Origin of the sequence: Agrobacterium tumefaciens, assembly GCA_025560025.1 — a bacterium.
Lineage (GTDB): Bacteria > Pseudomonadota > Alphaproteobacteria > Rhizobiales > Rhizobiaceae > Agrobacterium.
Map to the genome: position 1 here is coordinate 1242453 of CP048485.1, position 18124 is coordinate 1260576.

The window sequence follows — 18124 nt, forward strand, 5'->3', positions numbered from 1 at the left end:
CCTCCCTCGCTTGGTGAACATCATTAACCATAGAGCCGAATCGTGTTGCATTCCAGCGGTTCTGAGGCCGCTCGCGCAAATTTTCTGGGTGTTGTAGGCTTTAAAAATGGAACGGGCTTGCAAGAACAGTGAAATCCCGCTGCTCCCAAAGAATGCTCTCATCCGGTTCGAAAACATCTCCGTGGTCATCCTCGGGCTTGCCCCGAGGATCCACTGACCTACCTGCGCGGCGCTGGATCCTCGGGTCAAGCCCGAGGATGATGGCGCGTTTGGCGAGCACGTCGCGCTTGGCAAGAGTGCCGTGGCTGGCGCGAATGCGGCACCAGCGTCTCAGGTCCGCTCGATGCGGATGACCTGCGGCTCGCTGACGAGATATTTCTCGTTCTTGATCGCCTTCACCGCCTTGCGGATCGCATCTTCCATCGTCGCATGGGTAACGAGGATGATCGTCTGCGGCGCACCTTCCACATGCACGCGCTGGCGCTGCACGATGGATTCCAGCGAGATGTTGTTATCCGCCATGCGGGTAGCGATGGAGGCGAAAACGCCGGCCTGATCCTTCACCGTCAAGCGAATGAAATAGCCGCCTTCATGGCTCTTCATCTTGGCGCGGCGATAATCGGCAAGCGATTTTGCCGGACGGCCAAGCACCGGAACCTGCTGGGCGCCCGGACGGCTCTTGGCGATATCGGCGATGTCACCGAGCACGGCGGACGCCGTGGCATTGCCGCCAGCACCCGGACCAACCATCAGGAGTTCTCCGAGGATATCGGACTCGATCGCCACCGCATTGGTCACGCCGTCCACCTGCGCGATGACGGAATCGAGCGGCACCATGGTCGGATGAACGCGCTGTTCGATACCGGATTCCGTCACCTGCGCCACGCCGAGAAGCTTGATGCGGTAACCGAGTTCGGCCGCCGCCTGAATGTCCTCGCTGGAGATATTGGTGATGCCTTCCAGATAGATGTCATCGGCCGAAATCTTGTTGCCGAAGGCAAGCGTCGTCAGGATGGCCAGCTTGTGGGCCGTATCGTTGCCCTCGATATCGAAGGCCGGATCAGCTTCGGCATAACCCAGCCGCTGCGCTTCCTTCAGACAGGCCTCGAAGGACAGCCCTTCCTTCTCCATCTTGGTGAGGATGTAATTGCAGGTGCCGTTCATGATGCCGTAGATGCGCGACACATGGTTGCCGGTGAGAGACTCACGCAGGGCCTTGATGACGGGGATACCGCCGGCCACCGCCGCTTCGAAATTGAGAAGCGCACCCTTGTCTTCGGCGATGGTCGCCAGTTCGACGCCGTGCTTGGCCAGCAGCGCCTTGTTGGCCGTCACCACATGGAGACCGCGTGCGAGAGCGGCGCGTACCGCATTTTCCGCCTGACCGGAAGCACCGCCGACCAGTTCGACGAAGACGTCGATATCGGCTTCGCTCGCCAGCTGCTCCGGCGTGTCGAACCAGGTAATACCCGTGAGATCAATGCCGCGGTCGCGCGAACGGTCACGCGCACTCACCGCAATAATCTCAATCGCGCGTCCGCAGGTAATCGCAAGTTCGTTGCTTCTCTGCTGGAGGATGCGCACGAGCGAAGCGCCGACAGTGCCGAGCCCCGCTATGCCGATTCTCAATGAATCTGCCATGGGTATGTTCCTGATTGCTGTTGAGGGTGGCGGCCGGGACCCGGCCGCCTCGGGTTGCCCTATCTGTGGGCGTTAAGCGAAACGACATTGTGCATCGTTTCGTCTGCGCTCGACAGGAAACGCTTCAGATTGCGCGCTGCCTGACGAATTCGATGCTCGTTTTCCACGAGCGCAAGACGGACGTAATCATCGCCCATCTCGCCAAAGCCGATGCCGGGAGCAACGGCGATATCTGCCTTCTCGACCAGGAGCTTGGAGAATTCCAGGCTGCCGAGATGACGGAATTTTTCCGGGATCTTCGCCCAGGCGAACATCGTCGCCGCCGGCGGCGGAACCTCGAAACCGGCCTTACCGAAGGTGTCGACCATGACGTCACGGCGACGGCGATAGACATTGCGCACTTCTGCGATGTCGGAACCGTCACCGTTCAGCGCATGCGTCGCAGCAACCTGGATCGGCGTGAAGGCGCCGTAGTCGAGATAGGACTTCACGCGGGTCAGCGCCGCGATCAGCCGCTCATTGCCAACGGCAAAGCCCATGCGCCAGCCGGGCATGGAGAAGGTCTTCGACATGGAGGTGAACTCCACCGCAACGTCGATTGCGCCGGGAACTTCGAGAACCGAAGGCGGCGGATTGTTTTCGTCGAAATAGATTTCCGAATAGGCAAGGTCGGAAAGCACGATGATTTCGTGCTTCTTCGCAAAGGCGATGACATCCCTGTAGAAATCGAGCGAGGCCACATGCGCCGTCGGGTTCGACGGGTAGTTGATGATCAGCGCCAGCGGCTTGGGAATGGAGTGGCGCACCGCGCGCTCCAGCGGCCCGAAGAAGCTCTCATCCGGCTCGACATTCATCGAACGGATAACGCCGCCCGCCATCAGGAAGCCGAAGGCATGGATTGGATAGGTGGGGTTCGGACACAGGATCACGTCACCAGGTGCCGTGATGGCCTGCGCCATATTGGCGAAGCCTTCCTTGGAGCCGAGCGTGGCGACAACCTGCGTATCGGGGTTCAGCTTCACGCCGAAACGGCGGGCATAATAGGCGGCCTGCGCGCGGCGAAGGCCGGGAATGCCCTTTGACGAGGAATAACGATGGGTGCGCGGGTCCTGAACGACCTCGCAAAGCTTGTCGACGATGGCCTTCGGGGTCGGAAGGTCGGGATTGCCCATGCCGAGATCGATGATATCGGCCCCGGCCGCTCGCGCGCTCGCTTTCAAACGGTTGACCTGTTCGAAGACGTATTGCGGCAGACGCCGGACCTTGTGAAACTCTTCCATCTCTTTCCTCATGGGAATGGACCGGTTCTGCCGGCCCATAACGAAGGTTCGTTTTTTGTTTTAAAACGCCGCCGACACGAACCGACCCGGCAGGCGTTATTCATTGTAGCGCAAAGAACGCGAAAACCTACAGGGCTTTTCTCGGCCCACGCGGCTTCGCGATCATCCGCCCGTGCTTCGGACAAAGCCTTTTCGGCCCCGAAAGCAAGGCGGATCACGCAACAGGATCAAGGAACTTGCATAACGCCAGATTCTTGGAAAATGCAAGGCAAGCCATGCTCAAGAACGGCCATTCCTGTCGTTCAGCCGCGCTCGCCCTTCACAATTGCTGCGCGGATGACCGAAAGCACGCGTTCCGGCTTGATATCCGTGCAGACGAGCTGGCTCGGATGCCCGTCCCAGTCGCCCGGCGGAAAGGCGCGGCCATCCGGCTTCTGAATTGTCTGGCCATCGGCAAGACCGCCGCAGACCACACGTACCGGGCCGCTGCGGGTCTCAAACAGGTCGGGTGCAACGAGATAAACACAGGCGCAGCTATCATGCACCACCATGCCGTCGCCGGTGCGTGTCTTGTAGAAATCAATGTAGAATTGCGACAGGTCGGAAAGCAGTTGCACCGGCTTGCCGCCGGCCTTGGCCATCTCCGCCATGAAGGCGCTGGTCATCACCGTTTTTGTCGTCACGTCGAGACCGACGACGACCACCCGCCAGGGCGCGGTAAAGACAAGATCGGCCGCCTCCGGATCGCCGTGAATATTGGCCTCGGCCGCCGGGGAAACATTGCCGTTCATGTCGAAGGCGCCGCCCATGACGATGACCTCTTTCACCAGCGCCGCCACATCCGGCTCCTCGCGTAGCGCCAGCGCCAGATTGGTCATGCGGCCAACGGCAATCAATGTCACCTCGCCGGGATTGGCCTTGACCGTCTCGATGATGAAACGATGCGCCGGGCGCGGATCAAGCGGCAGGTCGATGGTTTCAGGGATATCGATATCGCCGAGGCCATTTTCCCCGTGAATGAAGGTCGGCCAGTGGCCTTCCTTGCGGGCGGGATCGAAGGTCACACCGGCGCCCTTCGCAACCGGTGCGGTCATCTGCCATTCCCGCTTGAGGAAGAGCGCATTGCGGGTGGTGATATCGATGGGGGCGTTGCCGAAAACCGTGGTGACGCCGATCAGATCGATATCGGGATGGCGATGCAGGAACAGAAGCGCCATGGCATCATCTACACCGGGGTCCGTATCGAATATCACTTTATGCATAATGCCCTCATCCGTATGTCCTGAGCGTCACCGCCGCTTCTGGCGATGCGCCACGGAAACATACCGATAAGCGGCAGCACCGCAATCCCCCCGCCGGCCGGCGCTCAGAGAGAAAAATATTGCGCGGCAGTCTTTTCGGTGAAAGAAGAGGTCCTCTCCCGCCGCCTGCCCGGACATTCCAAGTGCAAGACATCGCCCTCAACGTTTTCGTCGTTCTTTTCTGCGTCGCCATCTTTGCCGGATTTATCGATTCCATTGCCGGTGGCGGCGGTCTCATCACCATTCCGGCCATGCTGATCATGGGTATTGCGCCGCTGGACACGCTCGGCACCAACAAGCTGCAATCGCAGTTCGGCTCGGCCTCCGCCACCATCGCCTATGCCCGGCGCGGCCATGTCAATCTGAGGGAACAATTGCCGATGGGCCTGATGGCGATGCTCGGCGGAGGGCTGGGCGCCGTCACCGCCGCCTTCGTGCCCGCCGATCTGCTGCGCACCATCATGCCGTTCCTGCTGATCGCCATTGCGCTTTATTTCGCCTTCAAGCCGCAGCTCAACGATATCGACAGCCACCGCCGCATCACGCCCTTCGTTTTCGGCCTGACCGTTGCTCCGCTGGTGGGATTTTACGACGGCGTCTTCGGCCCCGGCGCGGGTTCGTTCTACATGCTGGCCTTCGTGGCGCTTGCCGGGTTCGGCATGCTGAAGGCAACCGCCCATACCAAGCTTCTGAACCTCGGTTCGAACTTCGGCGGCTTCGTCGTTTTTGCGATCGGCGGTGCGGTTCTCTGGAAGCTTGGCCTCGCCATGGGTGTAGGCCAGTTCATCGGCGCACAGATCGGCTCGCGCTTCGCCATGAAGAACGGCGCAAAGATCATCCGGCCGCTGCTGGTGCTTTCCTGCCTGGCAATGGCGACGAAGCTGCTGCTGGATGCCTCATCCGCATGGTCCATCGCCACGATCTGGGATTCGATTTTTCCGAAATAGCGGGTTGAGCGTTTCCATCCGAGCCGGAAACGCCGTTAACCTCACCCGGCAGCGCGACCGCGTCTGCGATCGGCAATTTCCCTGATCACCACCATCGCGCCGACAAGCTTGTAGGTGGAGGAATAACAGGGCGACATTTCCAGCGACTTCACGACGGTGCGGCCGTTCTGGTCTTCGGCGTAAGTATATTTCGACGTATTGCCCTTGAAGCAATTGTCCAGCTTCTCACGCAGATCGTTCTGAAAGCGGTGTACGCCGACAAGCTCGGCGATATGACATCCAACCAGCCCCTCCGGCGCATTGCGCTGGAAGGCATCGAGAGCATTGGCAAAGGACACGCGATAGCCGGGAGAAACGATGACCACGGGCTCGTCCAGGTCGTTGAGCATGTCTTCATCGAGGACCAGATGCCTGTGGTGCCACTCCAGAGTGTCCTCGTCCTCGTCACCGATGACCTTGGCCTTCAGCGGCATGCCGACATAACGGTCGACCAGGGTTCTCAGAAGCTCGGAGTTGCGCTGCACGCAGCCGAGATCTTCCGCCTCATGATTGAGGAGATCGATGGCGAAACGGAACTGCTCGCGAATATCCTCGGAGCTTCCAGTCTGACGCCCGACAACCCGCTCGAGAAGCTGCTCCAGTTCACGCTCCAGCACCGCGATCTTGTCGGCCTCGTTTTTACCAACGGCAGATTGCAGTTCCGTATAACGCAGCCAGAACAGCTCAATCAAATCTTTCAACCCAACTCTCCCTGAACGGGCAAACACACACCGTCCCCAATCCGAACGGATGGACCCTGTATCCCCTTATTGTAGCGTCTGCGCGTTTAAAAATGACGTAACAAAGCGCGCAAACGCCGCAGGGATTGTTGTCCAAAATATCACAGCCGACGCTATTTTTTCAATTTCGATAATCCATGAACGAAAAATGAGGTTCCACTAATATGGAAAAATATCGAAATACACAAATTCGCGGCCGAAATTTGTGAAAATCAAACACAATCAACGGCGCGGCAATCGCTTCAAATCCGGTGCTTCACGTCCCAGCGGTCGTGATACCACAGCCATTGGCCGGGATATTCACGCACCCAGCTTTCCACCTTGTCGTTCAGAAGCTGTGCGGTCGCCTGAATATCGACATTGCCTTTTTCGTCGCGCGGGATCTCGACCTTCGGCTCGATTTCCAGCCTGTAGCGGTTGTCCGGCAGACGCACGCAGCGGGCGGGATAGACGTCGCAATTGAACTGCCGCACCAGCTTGGCCAGCAGCGGATTGGTGCGAACCTCAAGCCCGAAGAACGTCGTCGTCAGCCCCTTGCTGAACTTCTGGTCAACGAGAACGCCGACACCGCCGCCCCTTTCCAGCTGCCGCGCGAGCGCAAAGGAAGAGCCGGCATGTGAAGGCACGAGATTGCCCATGCGTTCCTTGCGGAAATTGAACACCTTGTCGGCGACATACGGATTGTTCGGCGGCCGGAACAGCACCGTCACGTCGAGACCGAAGGCGGAACTGGCCACCGGCAACAGCTCGAAATTGCCGCTATGGGCGGTAAAGACGATGAAGGGCCGCGGATTGTCGCGCAGTTCCAGAAAGGTCGGAATACCCTCAACCTGAATACGGCCGGGCTCGTTCTTCTCCGGATCGAAATCGAAAAGCCGGTCGAGAAAGACATATTCCGCCGCCAGCCGGCCCATATTGGCCCAGCTGTCCATGGCGATCTCAAGCCGCTCCTCCTCGGACTTCTCCGGAAAGGCGCGCGCCAGATTGTAAAGCATCAGCTTGTGGCGGCCGGTTTTCGGCCCCACGAAGCGCGCCAGCCGGTCGGCGGCGCGAATGCCCGCATCGGCGGGAAAAAGCTTCAGCAGGTTGAGAAGGCCGAAGGCGAATGTCGCAATCAGCCACTGCCGGAAGTGGTCCAGTTTCAGGACGATCCGTGTCAGGAACAGCTTCAAGATGCTCAGTCCATCCGCAGAACGATCTTGCCGAACACCTGGCGCGTTTCCATGCGCTCCAGCGCCCTGTCAATATCGTCGAAGGTCACTTCGGTGTCGATGACGGGGTGAACGATGCCGCGCGCCATCTTCTGCATGGCATTGGCCATGTTTTCCATGCGGCAGCCGAAGGAGCCGAGCAGCTTCAACTGCTGCTGGAACAGCATCATCAGGTTGATATCGGTGGAGACACCTGACGTGGAGCCGCAGGTGACGAGGCGGCCACCGCGCTTCAGCGAGAACATCGAGGCCACGAACGTGTCCTTGCCGACATGTTCGAACACCACGTCGACACCCTTCTTTTTCGTCAGCTTGCGCACGACGCCTTCGAAACGGTCGGTCCGGTAATTGATGACGTGGTCGGCGCCAAGCGCCTTCGCCCGTTCGATCTTGTCGTCGGAACCAACAGTGGTGATGACGGTGCAGCCCATCTTCTTGGCAAGCTGGATCGCCGCCGTGCCGATGCCCGAACCGCCCGCATGGATGAGGATCGTTTCGCCGGGCTCAAGCTTGGCATTGTCGAACAGCATATGCTCGACCGTACCGAAGGTCACGGGTGCCAAAGCCGCAGCAACGGCGTCAATGCCATGTGGTGCCGGCACGAGCTGGCGCGCCGGAATATTGATCTTCTCCTGCGCAAAACCATCGAGATGGAAACCGTGCACGCCCTGCACATGTTCGCACAAATTGTCGCGGCCTTCGCGACAGGGCTTGCACAGCCCGCAGGTGCGCGCGCCATAGATCGAAACGAGCTGGCCGGGCAGCACATTCGATACGCCCGGACCGATGGCTTCGACCACGCCCGAAGCCTCGGCACCAATGGTGAGCGGCATCTTGCGCTTGGCGAAAGCCATGCCGCGCCAGCCCCACACGTCGATGTGGTTGAGCGCAACGGCCTTGACGCGCAGCGTCACCTCGCCCGGCGCCGGTGCATCCGGTTCGGGCAGGTCCACTTTTTCGAGCTTCCGGTCGTCGACGAGTTGAAGAGCGCGCATATTTCAGTCCTTCGCCCAGGGGCGTTTATCTGGGGCCGTTTATCTAAAGAGCTATTCCAGCAAACCTCTGTATCGGTTTTGCGGCCGGAATGCGTAATCAAAGAAGCGAGAGCATTTCCGGATTGGTCGGGCCGGAAACGCTTCTGTTTGTGGCGGAACCGGTTAAGCCGGTTCCCGCGTCATGACAAGGCTTGCATTCTGTCCGCCAAATCCGAAGGAGTTGGACAGAACTGCACTCACCTCAGCATCCCGCTTCACATTCGGCACCACATCGAGCGAAATGGTCGGATCGGGATTGTTGTAGTTGATCGTCGGCGGCAGCGTGCCGGTCAGCATCGTCTGCAGAGAGAACACGGCTTCTACCGCGCCAGCCGCCGTCAGCGTATGGCCGATCATCGACTTGTTGGAAGACAGCGGAATATTCTTCAGGCCTTCGCCGAAAACGGCCAGCATCGAGCCATATTCCATCTTGTCGTTCTCAGGCGTCGAGGTACCGTGGGCGTTGATATAGCCGATATCGCTTTCGGCCACGCCCGCATCGGCCAATGCCGCACGGATCGTCGCAATCGCCGGGCCGCCATCGGGTGAAGAGCGCGTGCGATGGAAGCTGTCGGCCTTTTCACCGGCGCCCTTGATGATGCCGAGAACCTTGGCCCCACGTGCAACAGCGGATTCCAGCGATTCCAGCACCAGTGTGGCTGCACCTTCGGCGATCACGAAACCGTCGCGGTCCTTGCTGAATGGCTTGGAGGCCTTTTCCGGCGGGTCGTTCTGGGTCGAAAGCGCGGAGAGAAGCGAGAAGCGGATCAGCGCCTCGGCGCTGACCGAACCGTCGGTCGCAACCGTCAGCGCCCGTTCGGTGCGGCCCTGGCGGATGGCCTCGACGCCGAGTTGGATCGCGGTCGCACCGGATGCACAGGCCGTGGACAGCGTGACGGGCAGGCCACGGGTACCGAAACGGTCGGAAAGACGTTCGGAAATCGCGCCGAACAGCGCCGCCTCCTGAAACGCCGGGTCGTGACGCTGGCGGAAGGCCGTCAGGAAACGCTCATAGGCATCGCCCGGCTGGGCGGCTGGCGGAGACCGGTCGGCAAGCTCGAAGCGGGCGCTCCATTCCGGCTCGATCGGCGGCGCGGCCAGAAACAGCGGGCCGTCGAAATCACCTGATATACCGGCCTGCGCGAGCGCCTCGATGGTGGTCTCACGCGCGAAGGCATAGGAACGCTCGACGGAATTCGGAACCGGAATATCGATGAAATCGACCGTGCCGCTGATGCGGGTCGAAAGCCCCTCGGTCGGAAAACGGGTGATCTTGTGGATGCCCGACTTGCCCGCCGTCAGCGCCGCCCAGTTATCGGCAAGCCCCTGCCCCAGCGACGTGATGATGCCCATGCCGGTGACGGCGACGATCGGGCGACCGAGATGATCCTTGAAATTGGAAGTCATGGTCTTTCTCCTCAAACGTCACGGGACAGAACGGCGACACCTTCGCCGCGCACATGGCCGACGGTGGTGACGACGGCTTCGCTGGCCGACTCGCCCATGGGCTTTTCCGCCTTGGCGTCGAAGGTAGGAACCTTGGCGCCGCTTTCAAGCGTAAGCGCAGCCAAAGCCAGGCCGAGCGGAAACTGCGCCTCAAGTCCGTGGCCGGTGACACCACCGAAACCGCGAATGGCGGCCTTGGGCAGGGTCTTTTCGAGAATATCCTTCTCGCGCCGGGTAACGTCGTCATAACCGCTTGCGCCGGAAAACACGACGGTCGCAGCACTATCCTTTGCCGGGGCAAGCAGGCGCTCCATGCGCTTTTCCATCTTGCCATCATCACGGCTGCCGCGATCGCCCTCGATGGCGTCGATGCGGGCATAAATGCGCGCGCCGCGTTCGCTGGCATGCTTGCGCGATTCCAGCACGAGGAATGCGCCAAGCGAACCGGAAATCATGCCGCCGCCGTTCTGGTTCTCACGCGACCACAGCGGCTGCCAGCCGCCCTGCGCATGTGCACCAATGGCTTCAAACAGCAGAATCATGTCGGGACGTTCCGCCGAGAAAGCGCCGCCCACCAGCGCATGGCTCGATTCGCCGGAGCGGATGCGGTGGAACGCGGTTTCAACGGCGGAAATGCCGGCCGCTTCCTCGCCCATGAAAGTGCGCGAAGAGCCGGTAACCTTGTGCACGATGGAAATATTGCCGGCCATCAGATTGGAAAGCTGGGCGAGAAACAGCGTCGGGCGCAGCTCCGTCGTCAGCTTCTCATTGAGAAGCTTTTCGCGGTCATTGCGCTTCAGCGCTTCGTCGACGATCAGCGTATCGACATTGATGTCGCGCTCACCGCCGCCGGCAGCAACGATCATGTCCATGGTGGCGCAGGCTTCGGCATTTTCCTTCAGACCGGCATCGTCGAGTGCCAGACCGGCGGCGAACACGCCGAGGCGCTGCCAGTTTTCCATCTGGCGCTGGTCGCCACGCTTGGCGATCTGCGCAGACCAGTCGATTTCCGGCATGGGATGGACCGGGTAGGGTTTGAACTTTTCGGTCTCAACCACCGTTTCAGGCGCCGCCGTTCCCGAAAGAAGCGCCACATGCGCCTGGCTTCCGACGCCGTGACAGGTCACGATGCCGACCCCTGTTATCACCACATCATTGTCAGATTTCATCGTCTGTCATCCTTTGCAGCCGGCCCCATCGAAACGGTCACGGCTATCCAACAGCGGTCGCGAACAACCACTTCATGCGTTGCGGAATAAAGCGCGCGATGCGGATTGGCAATGGCGAAGGCCCGATCCGCCGTCGCCAGCCCACGATTTTCGTGCTCAAAACCGGGCCGGCGCGAAAAACGCTCTCCTTCGAAACGGACGGAAACGCTTATTTCTGCGCATCCGCGGCAATCGCCGCCATCAGGCCGACTTCCTCGGCCCGCTTCTTGACGATAGGCCCAAGCGGGATTTCGCTGAAGGGCATGGTCCTGAGCTTAAGCTGCGCGTCGCATACCTTCTTGCCATCCGAGGTGATCTTCGCCTTGGTAACGGCAAAACCGGACCCGTCATGCTCCAGCACCGCCTCGATGTCGAGAACCGCGCCCGGCTCCACGAAAGTCCGCATCTTGGCGCCATCGACCGACATCAGGAACGGCATGGAGGCGAAATCGCTGAACGCCAGAACCAGCATGCCGGAAGCCTGCGCCATGGTCTCGATCAGAAGCACACCCGGAACCAGCGGCATGCCGGGAAAATGTCCCTCGAAAACCGGGCTTTTATCCGGAACGACGGACTGCGCCTTCAGCGTACGCGTCGCCATGTCCACGGCTTCGACCTTGTCGATCATCTGAAAATATTCAAGCAGCATTCGTCCGGCCCGTCTCTGGTCGGTTAGTCATGGTTCGCCCGCAGGCGGGAACAAAAGAAAATGCCCGCTGGAAGCGGGCATTGTCACATCAGCCCTTGGCTGCGCGCAATTCGTCGATCTTGGCGCAAAGGTTCTTCAGCACGAAATATTCTTCGGTGGAAACCTTGCCTTCGTTGACTTCCTGCGTCCACTGCTCGAGCGGAATCTTGATGCCGAATTCCTTGTCGATGGCGAAAACGATATCCAGAAAGTCGAGGCTGTCGATGCCCAGATCGTCGATCGTGTGGCTTTCCGGCGTAATGGTTTCGCGGTCGATTTCGCTGGTTTCGGCGATAATGTCGGCAACCTTGTCGAATGTAGCTGTCACGCCCATAATCCTTATTGTCGTTCGTATGAATTATCCTGTCTGACGCACCACATAGGCAAGTCGCACAAAAAAGCCAATGGTTTCGTGACGTAACTTTGAAATTTGCCCTGAAACTGTTGCCTAAACAGCAACCGAATGGCGGCCGCGTCCATTGCCGAGATAGGTGTCGAAGATTGCCGCGATATTACGGACAAAAGGCTTTCCCGCCTCCGTCACCGCAAAAATATCGGCGTCCAGCCGCACCACGCCGTCCCTGTCGAAGGCAGCAAAATGCTGTGCCTGCTTCGTCACGGAATGGCTGACCTTGCCGAAACGATGCCGCAGATCCGAGAGGTCGAGCGAGAAATCGCACATCAACCTTTCGATCACATGCGAACGCAGATGATCGTCCTCCGACAACTCAATTCCCTTGACGACGGCAAGACCGCCCTCGCCCGCCAGACGCTGATATTCCCCGGTCGCCGCCATGTTCTGCACATAACCCTGCGGCAACCTGCCGATCGACGATGCGCCAAGCCCGATCAGCGCATCGGCCGTATCGGTGGTATAGCCCTGAAAATTCCGCCGCAGCTCCCCGTCCTCGGCCGCCCGGCACAAGCTATCGGCAGGCTTGGCGAAATGATCGATGCCAACCGGCCTGTAACCCGCCTGTTTCAACATTTCTGCCGCCATCGTCATCTGCCGGTACCGTTCGGCAACATCCGGCAGGGCCTGTTCGGGGATCAGCGACTGGTGCTTTTTCATCCAGGGAACATGGGCATAGCCGAAAAGCGCGACCCGGTCGGGATTAAGCGATACGATCTTTCTGACCGTCTTCTCCAATGTCTCGCAGGTCTGGAACGGAAGCCCGTAGAGAATGTCGCAATTGACTGAATGAACGCCCCTCGCCCGAACGGCATCCACCACCGATTGCGTCTGCTCGAAGCTCTGTATCCGGTTGATGGTTTTTTGCACTTTGTCATCGAAATCCTGAACGCCGAGACTCGCCCGTGTCATGCCGATGGCCGCAAGCGCATCATACCGGCTGTCGTCGAGGTCGTTCGGATCCATTTCAACGCTGATTTCGGGCGCCAGCCCAAAGTTGAAATGACGCTTCAGACAGTCCATCAGGCTCACCATGTCATCAGGTCTCAGCATGGTTGGCGAACCGCCGCCAAAATGCACCGCGCTCACCACGGCATCGGGCGAAACCAGAGCGCCGACGGCCGCAATCTCCCGCTTAAGTGCCTCAATATAAACGGCAATCGGTTCGTATTTCAGCGTGTGCTTGGTGTGACAGGCGCAGAACCAGCACAGCCGGTCGCAATAGGGAATATGCAAATAAAGCGATATACGGTTCCGGTGGCCGAGCGCGGCCAGCCATTGCCGGTACGTTCCGCTATCGACTGCTTCGTGAAAATGCGGCGCGGTTGGATAGCTCGTGTAACGCGGCACGGCGCCCGAATATTTGCGAAGAAGTTCGGTATTCATCACCCGATTTGCCTTTTATCAAGAAAATGTCGATTTCCTCCCTTTCAGTAGCGGCTGCGACAGTTTGCAACTTTGACTTCAATCAAATCGCGCCTTAAGTTCTTGCTAAAGTAGACGCGGGGGCGACGGCTACACGGCGCAAGCCTCAGAGAGACCGGATTTTACACCCACGGTCGCGATCGTTCCGAAAAAGCCAGCATTGGAAAAGGCTTATGGACACGTTGCAGAAGACCATCCACAATTCGGAAGAACCCGTCATATGCCGCTCCTGCGAGGCGCGGCACGGCGGTCTTTGCAGCACCTTGACGCCACAGCAGCTTTGCGACCTCAGCCGTCATTCCAGCCGTAAAAAACTGGAAGCGGGCAATGAGCTGCTGGGCCAGGGGGAACTCGTCACCTCCTACGGCAATATTCTGAACGGCGTGGTGAAACTCTCGAAAATGATGTCCGATGGCCGCCAGCAGATCGTCGGCCTGCAATTCGCACCGGATTTTCTCGGCCGCCCGTTCATGGCGGAAAGCAAGATGACGGCGGAAGCGGCAACCGATGTGGAAATCTGTCTCTTCCCGCGCCGCGTCGTCGACCGGATGATTTCAGAGGTTCCGGACATGGAGCGCAAGCTCCATAGCCAGTCGCTGAAGGAGCTGGACGAGGCGCGCGACTGGATGCTGACGCTCGGGCGCAAATCCGCGCAGGAAAAGGTTGCCAGCTTCCTTTATATGATCGCCACGCATATCGACCCGGAAAACGACGATAAATCGTCTTTCGACCTGCCGCTTTCACGCGCCGACATCGCCGATTTCCTCGGCCTCACCATCGAAACGGTGAGCCGGCAAATGACCAAGCTGCGCAAGGAAGACATCATCCGCATCGAGAACAACCGCCATATCACGGTGCCTGATCTCGGCGCGCTGAGCGACGCCGCCGGCAACGACTGACCGGCATCCCGCAAGTTTTCATCGGCCCTGAAGGGATGGCGTTCCGATGTTGATGTAAGGCGCCCGCGCCTGAGCGGGTGCGAGCGCAAAACCGGCAAGAACCAGCAAAGCAGCGATGCATCTCATGATATTTCACCCTGTATGCCGCCTTTTCAGCGGCCTGTTTGTTATGTCTGCATCTTAACTGGCAAACTCATCCATCCGCTTAACAACTTGGGTAAGCGGATGGTTCAAAGGCAGGGTAAAGAAGAGGTTATGCTTGCAGTGTCCTAGGCGGAAAAAAGGCTGCTGAAGCGATCAGGCTTTCCACGTCGTGAACAAAATTGCGACAAGCGAAAGAGGACTGGGCGTACCAGACAGCACAAACGCTAAAACACAAGCGACGCCATAACCCAGCCACCAAAAACGATATCGCGTGGTGGCGCCAAGCAGGCAAAGACCGATATTCAAAGCAAAGATCGAAATACCGAGAAATAGCGACGGGCTGACATCAAGTGAGCGCAGGATCGCAGGCAGAATGCCCAATAAAACTGCAAGGACCAAAAGCATTTTTGGATTGCGCATTCAAATCATAACCGATTTTCGCAGAATTATTGTTCAAAATCTAATGCACGCCTATGACCACGGCGTGAATTTATTTGAAATTTACTGCGAAGCAGCAGGCGTCGCAACCGGCTTCTGGTTTTCGCCAAGCGCCCGCAGTTCCGCGACACGGCGCTTGTATTCGGCTTCCGAAATCTGGCCGTTGCGGCGTGCAGCACCGAGGCGCGACAGGTTTGATTCCATGGTGGAGGCCTCGTCGTCGCCCATCTGGGTGCCGGCGGCCGTCATCGGCGCTGAAAAGGTCGGATAGGTTCCGGTGTCGCGCTTCTGGCTCACCGCATTGTCGCTGACGGGGCGCGGACCGACGATTTCGGCGGTCGGGCGGCGCATATGCGCGGGAGCGACGATCGGTTCAGGTGCCTTGCAGGCGGCAAGCGTCGTGGCGAACATGACGCCGGACAGCGAAAGAACGGCGATTCTCGCGGCGTTTTCCACATATGTTCCCCATGTGCCCATGTGCTTGCCCATCGTCATGTTCCGCCTGTAAGGATATCTGCCGATATCGAATTCGACTGCGGTTCAGCCCTTTGCGGCCTCCCCTTGCTGGTGGAACTTGTATTCGTTTTCATGCAGAATGTGCAAACACAAATTTGGCGGAGGATGATGCATGGCGGGTGTTGACGGCGGCGCTGGAAAAAAGGGTGGCAAAACACCCGGTTTCGACGCCAGCTCAGCCGAGGCCTACCTGATCCGCGATCCGGAGACCTTCGCGGTCAACATTGCCCGTGCGCTTGAAAATCTTGGCAAGGCCGCGTCCGAATGGCTGGCGCCGCGCGAGCGTGGCGAAATCCCCCAGGCAAGCGCCGATCCCGTCACCGATCTCGTCAAGACGCTGTCCGATGTCGCCGAATACTGGATGGCGGAACCGAAACGCTCCCTCGAAGCGCAGACCCATCTCCTCTCCAGCTATTACGAGCTGTGGGCAAAATCGGTGGCGCAGTTTTCCGGCGATGCCGATTCGGCCTCGGCGACGCCGGCCGAAAGCGGCCCTGCGGAGCGCCGCAACAGGCGTTTTGCCGATGCCGACTGGCAGGCCAATCCTTTTTTCGATTTTCTCCTCAAAGCCTATCAGACCACCGTCGGTTTTGCCGACCGGATGGTGACGGAGGCAGACGGCCTGGATGAACACACCCGCACCAAGGCGCTGTTTTACATGCGCCAGGTAACGGAGGCGCTCTCACCCGCCAATTTCGTCTTCACCAATCCGCAGGTCTTCCGCGAGACGGTCGCCTCCAGCGGCGCCAATCTCGTCAAGGGCATGGCGCAGCTGGCGGAAGATGTCGCGGCAGGCCATGGCCACCTGAAACTGCGCCAGACGGACTACAGCAAATTCATCATCGGCCAGAATATCGCCACAACCCCCGGCAAGGTGGTCGCGAAAAGCCCGCTCTGCGAGATCGTCCATTACGCACCGACGACGAAAAAGGTTTTCAAACGGCCGCTGCTGATCGTGCCGCCATGGATCAACAAATTCTACATTCTCGATCTCAATCCGCAGAAATCCTTCGTCGGCTGGTGCCTTGAGCAGGGCCATAGCGTCTTCATGGTCTCCTGGATCAACCCGGATGCCCAGCTGGCGGATAAAGGCTGGGAAGACTATATCCGCGAAGGCATCGATTTCGCCCTCGACACGATCGAGGAAAGGACCGGCGAAACGGAAATCAACGCGATCGGTTATTGCGTCGGCGGCACGCTTTTATCCTCGGCACTGGCGTTGCATGCGCAGGAAGACGACGGGCGCATCCGCAGTGCCACGCTGCTCGCCGCCCAGACCGATTTCATCCATGCCGGCGACCTCAAGGTCTTCATCGATGAAGGCCAGCTTGCGGCGCTCGACAGGCATATGCAGGCGGTCGGTTACCTCGACGGCTCGATCATGGCCACCGTCTTCAACATGCTGCGCGCCTCCGATCTTATCTGGCCCTATGTGGTCGATAATTACCTGCGCGGCACGGAACCCCTGCCCTTCGATCTGCTCTACTGGAATTCCGATTCGACCAGGGTGACGGCCGCCAGTCACTCCTTTTATCTTCGCAATTGTTATCTCGACAACAATCTCGCCCGCGGGCTGATGCGCGTGGCAGATAAACGGATCAATCTCGGCGACATCAAAATCCCGGTCTATGATCTCGCCACCCGCGACGATCATATCGCCCCTGCAAAATCCGTCTTCACGGGTGCTGCCCTGTTCGGCGGGCCGGTGGAATTCGTGCTCGGCGCGTCCGGCCACATAGCCGGCGTCGTCAATCCGCCGCAGCTTGAAAAATATCAATATTGGACAGGCCCGTCACCGGCCGGAGACTTCGATGCCTGGCAGGCCGCCGCCACCGCCCATAAGGGTTCCTGGTGGGTGCACTGGCAGAACTGGATCGAAAGCCAGAATGGCGAAAAGGTAAAGGCGCGAAAACCGGAGGACGGCAAGCGTCCCGTGCTTGGCGATGCGCCGGGAACCTATGTCCTTTCCTGACCACTTCCATCACCTAACATCTTTCAGGCCACATGTTCTTCACGCCCCCGCTCATTCCCGCCACGCTGATCGCCCGTTATAAACGCTTCCTGTTCGACGCCATTCTGGAGGATGGCACCGCGATCACCGGCTCCTGCCCCAATACCGGCTCCATGCGCGGGCTGACAACGCCGGGCTCCCGCATCTGGCTGTCCGAACATGACAGCCCGACCCGCAAATACCGGCACATGCTGGAAATGGTCGAGGCCGATGGCACCACGGTCGGCATCAATACCGGCATGCCCAACCGGCTGGCGGAAGAGGCTATCCTGAACGGCCGCATCCCCGAACTCGGCGGCTATTCGACGATCCGGCGCGAACAGAAATATGGCCGCAATTCGCGTATCGACTTCCTGCTGTCCGAACCCGACCGGCCGGATGCCTATGTGGAAGTGAAGAACGTGCATTTCATGCGCGAGAAAGGGCTGGCCGAATTTCCCGATACGGCCACCAAACGCGGTGCGAAACATCTGGAGGAGTTGGGCGACGCTGCGGAAGCCGGTTATCGTTCGGTGATGCTCTATCTCATCCAGCGCGACGATTGCGACCGGATGCGCATCTGCGATGATCTCGATCCCGTCTATGCGCTGGCATTTCAGCGGGCCATGGCGCGCGGCGTGGAGGCCTATGCGGTGAAATGCGAGGTCTCCCCGGCACAAATTTCGGTCAGCGGAACGGTTAAGATGGACGAATGGCGTCCGGCTGTTTTATGAACAGGGACGTAAAGAGACAGAAAGCACTAAG

General features: G+C 59.2%; 17 protein-coding genes. 4 read left to right on the forward strand and 13 right to left on the reverse strand.

Going from position 1 to position 18124, the window contains the following annotated elements:
- Positions 1–330 precede the first annotated feature (330 nt).
- The 3 genes from FY152_06155 to FY152_06165 all read right to left on the reverse strand — a co-directional run bounded on the left by FY152_06155 (position 331) and on the right by FY152_06165 (position 4183).
- Positions 331–1641 carry a homoserine dehydrogenase gene (locus FY152_06155; protein ID UXS31691.1) on the reverse strand — a complete coding sequence of 437 codons (1311 nt, stop codon included), beginning with the start codon at positions 1639–1641 and terminating at the stop codon, positions 331–333.
- Between the two features lie 59 nt (positions 1642–1700).
- Positions 1701–2921 carry an LL-diaminopimelate aminotransferase gene (locus FY152_06160; protein UXS33225.1) on the reverse strand — a complete coding sequence of 407 codons (1221 nt, stop codon included), beginning with the start codon at positions 2919–2921 and terminating at the stop codon, positions 1701–1703.
- Positions 2922–3223: 302 nt separating this feature from the next.
- Complete coding sequence (locus FY152_06165; GenBank protein UXS31692.1) at positions 3224–4183, reverse strand: nucleoside hydrolase; 960 nt, start codon at positions 4181–4183, stop codon at positions 3224–3226.
- A gap of 182 nt (positions 4184–4365) precedes the next feature.
- Between FY152_06165 and FY152_06170 the strand changes: the two genes are divergently transcribed.
- A complete protein-coding gene (locus FY152_06170; GenBank protein UXS31693.1) occupies positions 4366–5169 on the forward strand; it encodes a TSUP family transporter in 804 nt (267 codons plus the stop codon).
- Positions 5170–5210: 41 nt separating this feature from the next.
- Here the strand turns inward: FY152_06170 and FY152_06175 are convergent, their stop codons facing one another.
- The 8 genes from FY152_06175 to hemN all read right to left on the reverse strand — a co-directional run bounded on the left by FY152_06175 (position 5211) and on the right by hemN (position 13333).
- Positions 5211–5909, reverse strand: coding sequence for a hypothetical protein (locus tag FY152_06175; protein UXS31694.1), 699 nt, complete (start codon positions 5907–5909; stop codon positions 5211–5213).
- A 281-nt stretch (positions 5910–6190) separates the two neighbouring features.
- Complete coding sequence (locus FY152_06180) at positions 6191–7120, reverse strand: lipid A biosynthesis lauroyl acyltransferase (protein UXS31695.1); 930 nt, start codon at positions 7118–7120, stop codon at positions 6191–6193.
- A 5-nt stretch (positions 7121–7125) separates the two neighbouring features.
- Positions 7126–8154 (reverse strand): zinc-binding dehydrogenase, encoded by a 1029-nt coding sequence (locus tag FY152_06185; GenBank protein UXS31696.1) that lies wholly within the window; start codon positions 8152–8154, stop codon positions 7126–7128.
- Positions 8155–8316: 162 nt separating this feature from the next.
- A complete protein-coding gene (locus FY152_06190; GenBank protein ID UXS31697.1) occupies positions 8317–9600 on the reverse strand; it encodes a beta-ketoacyl-ACP synthase in 1284 nt (427 codons plus the stop codon).
- Positions 9601–9611: 11 nt separating this feature from the next.
- On the reverse strand, positions 9612–10808 hold the full coding sequence (locus FY152_06195) for a beta-ketoacyl-ACP synthase (protein ID UXS31698.1): 1197 nt from the start codon (positions 10806–10808) through the stop codon (positions 9612–9614).
- 208 nt (positions 10809–11016) lie between these two features.
- Positions 11017–11496, reverse strand: coding sequence for a beta-hydroxyacyl-ACP dehydratase (locus tag FY152_06200; GenBank protein ID UXS31699.1), 480 nt, complete (start codon positions 11494–11496; stop codon positions 11017–11019).
- An 88-nt stretch (positions 11497–11584) separates the two neighbouring features.
- On the reverse strand, positions 11585–11863 hold the full coding sequence (locus FY152_06205; GenBank protein ID UXS31700.1) for an acyl carrier protein: 279 nt from the start codon (positions 11861–11863) through the stop codon (positions 11585–11587).
- A 120-nt stretch (positions 11864–11983) separates the two neighbouring features.
- Positions 11984–13333, reverse strand: coding sequence for an oxygen-independent coproporphyrinogen III oxidase (gene hemN / locus FY152_06210; GenBank protein ID UXS31701.1), 1350 nt, complete (start codon positions 13331–13333; stop codon positions 11984–11986).
- A 212-nt stretch (positions 13334–13545) separates the two neighbouring features.
- On the opposite strand from hemN, the gene FY152_06215 reads away from it, so the two are divergent.
- Positions 13546–14271 (forward strand): Crp/Fnr family transcriptional regulator, encoded by a 726-nt coding sequence (locus FY152_06215; protein ID UXS31702.1) that lies wholly within the window; start codon positions 13546–13548, stop codon positions 14269–14271.
- 297 nt (positions 14272–14568) lie between these two features.
- Here the strand turns inward: FY152_06215 and FY152_06220 are convergent, their stop codons facing one another.
- Both FY152_06220 and FY152_06225 read right to left on the reverse strand, forming a co-directional pair.
- Positions 14569–14835, reverse strand: a complete 267-nt coding sequence (locus FY152_06220; protein ID UXS31703.1) for a hypothetical protein — start codon at positions 14833–14835, stop codon at positions 14569–14571.
- 81 nt (positions 14836–14916) lie between these two features.
- A complete protein-coding gene (locus FY152_06225) occupies positions 14917–15348 on the reverse strand; it encodes a hypothetical protein (protein ID UXS31704.1) in 432 nt (143 codons plus the stop codon).
- 133 nt (positions 15349–15481) lie between these two features.
- Here FY152_06225 and phaC point away from each other — a divergent pair, with 133 nt between their 5' ends.
- Positions 15482–17341 carry a class I poly(R)-hydroxyalkanoic acid synthase gene (gene phaC / locus FY152_06230; protein UXS31705.1) on the forward strand — a complete coding sequence of 620 codons (1860 nt, stop codon included), beginning with the start codon at positions 15482–15484 and terminating at the stop codon, positions 17339–17341.
- A 32-nt stretch (positions 17342–17373) separates the two neighbouring features.
- Entirely contained in the window at positions 17374–18093 is a 720-nt protein-coding gene (gene sfsA, locus FY152_06235; protein UXS31706.1) for a DNA/RNA nuclease SfsA, read from the forward strand.
- Positions 18094–18124: the final 31 nt, after the last annotated feature.

Coding starts and splice junctions, on each gene's coding strand:
- FY152_06190 (UXS31697.1), bottom strand. CDS start 9,600: ATGACTTCCAATTTCAAGGATCATCTCGGTCGCCCGATCGTCGCCGTC.
- phaC (UXS31705.1), top strand. CDS start 15,482: ATGGCGGGTGTTGACGGCGGCGCTGGAAAAAAGGGTGGCAAAACACCC.
- FY152_06155 (UXS31691.1), bottom strand. CDS start 1,641: ATGGCAGATTCATTGAGAATCGGCATAGCGGGGCTCGGCACTGTCGGC.
- FY152_06220 (UXS31703.1), bottom strand. CDS start 14,835: ATGCGCAATCCAAAAATGCTTTTGGTCCTTGCAGTTTTATTGGGCATT.
- FY152_06185 (UXS31696.1), bottom strand. CDS start 8,154: ATGCGCGCTCTTCAACTCGTCGACGACCGGAAGCTCGAAAAAGTGGAC.
- FY152_06160 (UXS33225.1), bottom strand. CDS start 2,921: ATGGAAGAGTTTCACAAGGTCCGGCGTCTGCCGCAATACGTCTTCGAA.
- FY152_06165 (UXS31692.1), bottom strand. CDS start 4,183: ATGCATAAAGTGATATTCGATACGGACCCCGGTGTAGATGATGCCATG.
- FY152_06215 (UXS31702.1), top strand. CDS start 13,546: ATGGACACGTTGCAGAAGACCATCCACAATTCGGAAGAACCCGTCATA.
- hemN (UXS31701.1), bottom strand. CDS start 13,333: ATGAATACCGAACTTCTTCGCAAATATTCGGGCGCCGTGCCGCGTTAC.
- FY152_06200 (UXS31699.1), bottom strand. CDS start 11,496: ATGCTGCTTGAATATTTTCAGATGATCGACAAGGTCGAAGCCGTGGAC.
- FY152_06195 (UXS31698.1), bottom strand. CDS start 10,808: ATGAAATCTGACAATGATGTGGTGATAACAGGGGTCGGCATCGTGACC.
- FY152_06225 (UXS31704.1), bottom strand. CDS start 15,348: ATGACGATGGGCAAGCACATGGGCACATGGGGAACATATGTGGAAAAC.
- sfsA (UXS31706.1), top strand. CDS start 17,374: ATGTTCTTCACGCCCCCGCTCATTCCCGCCACGCTGATCGCCCGTTAT.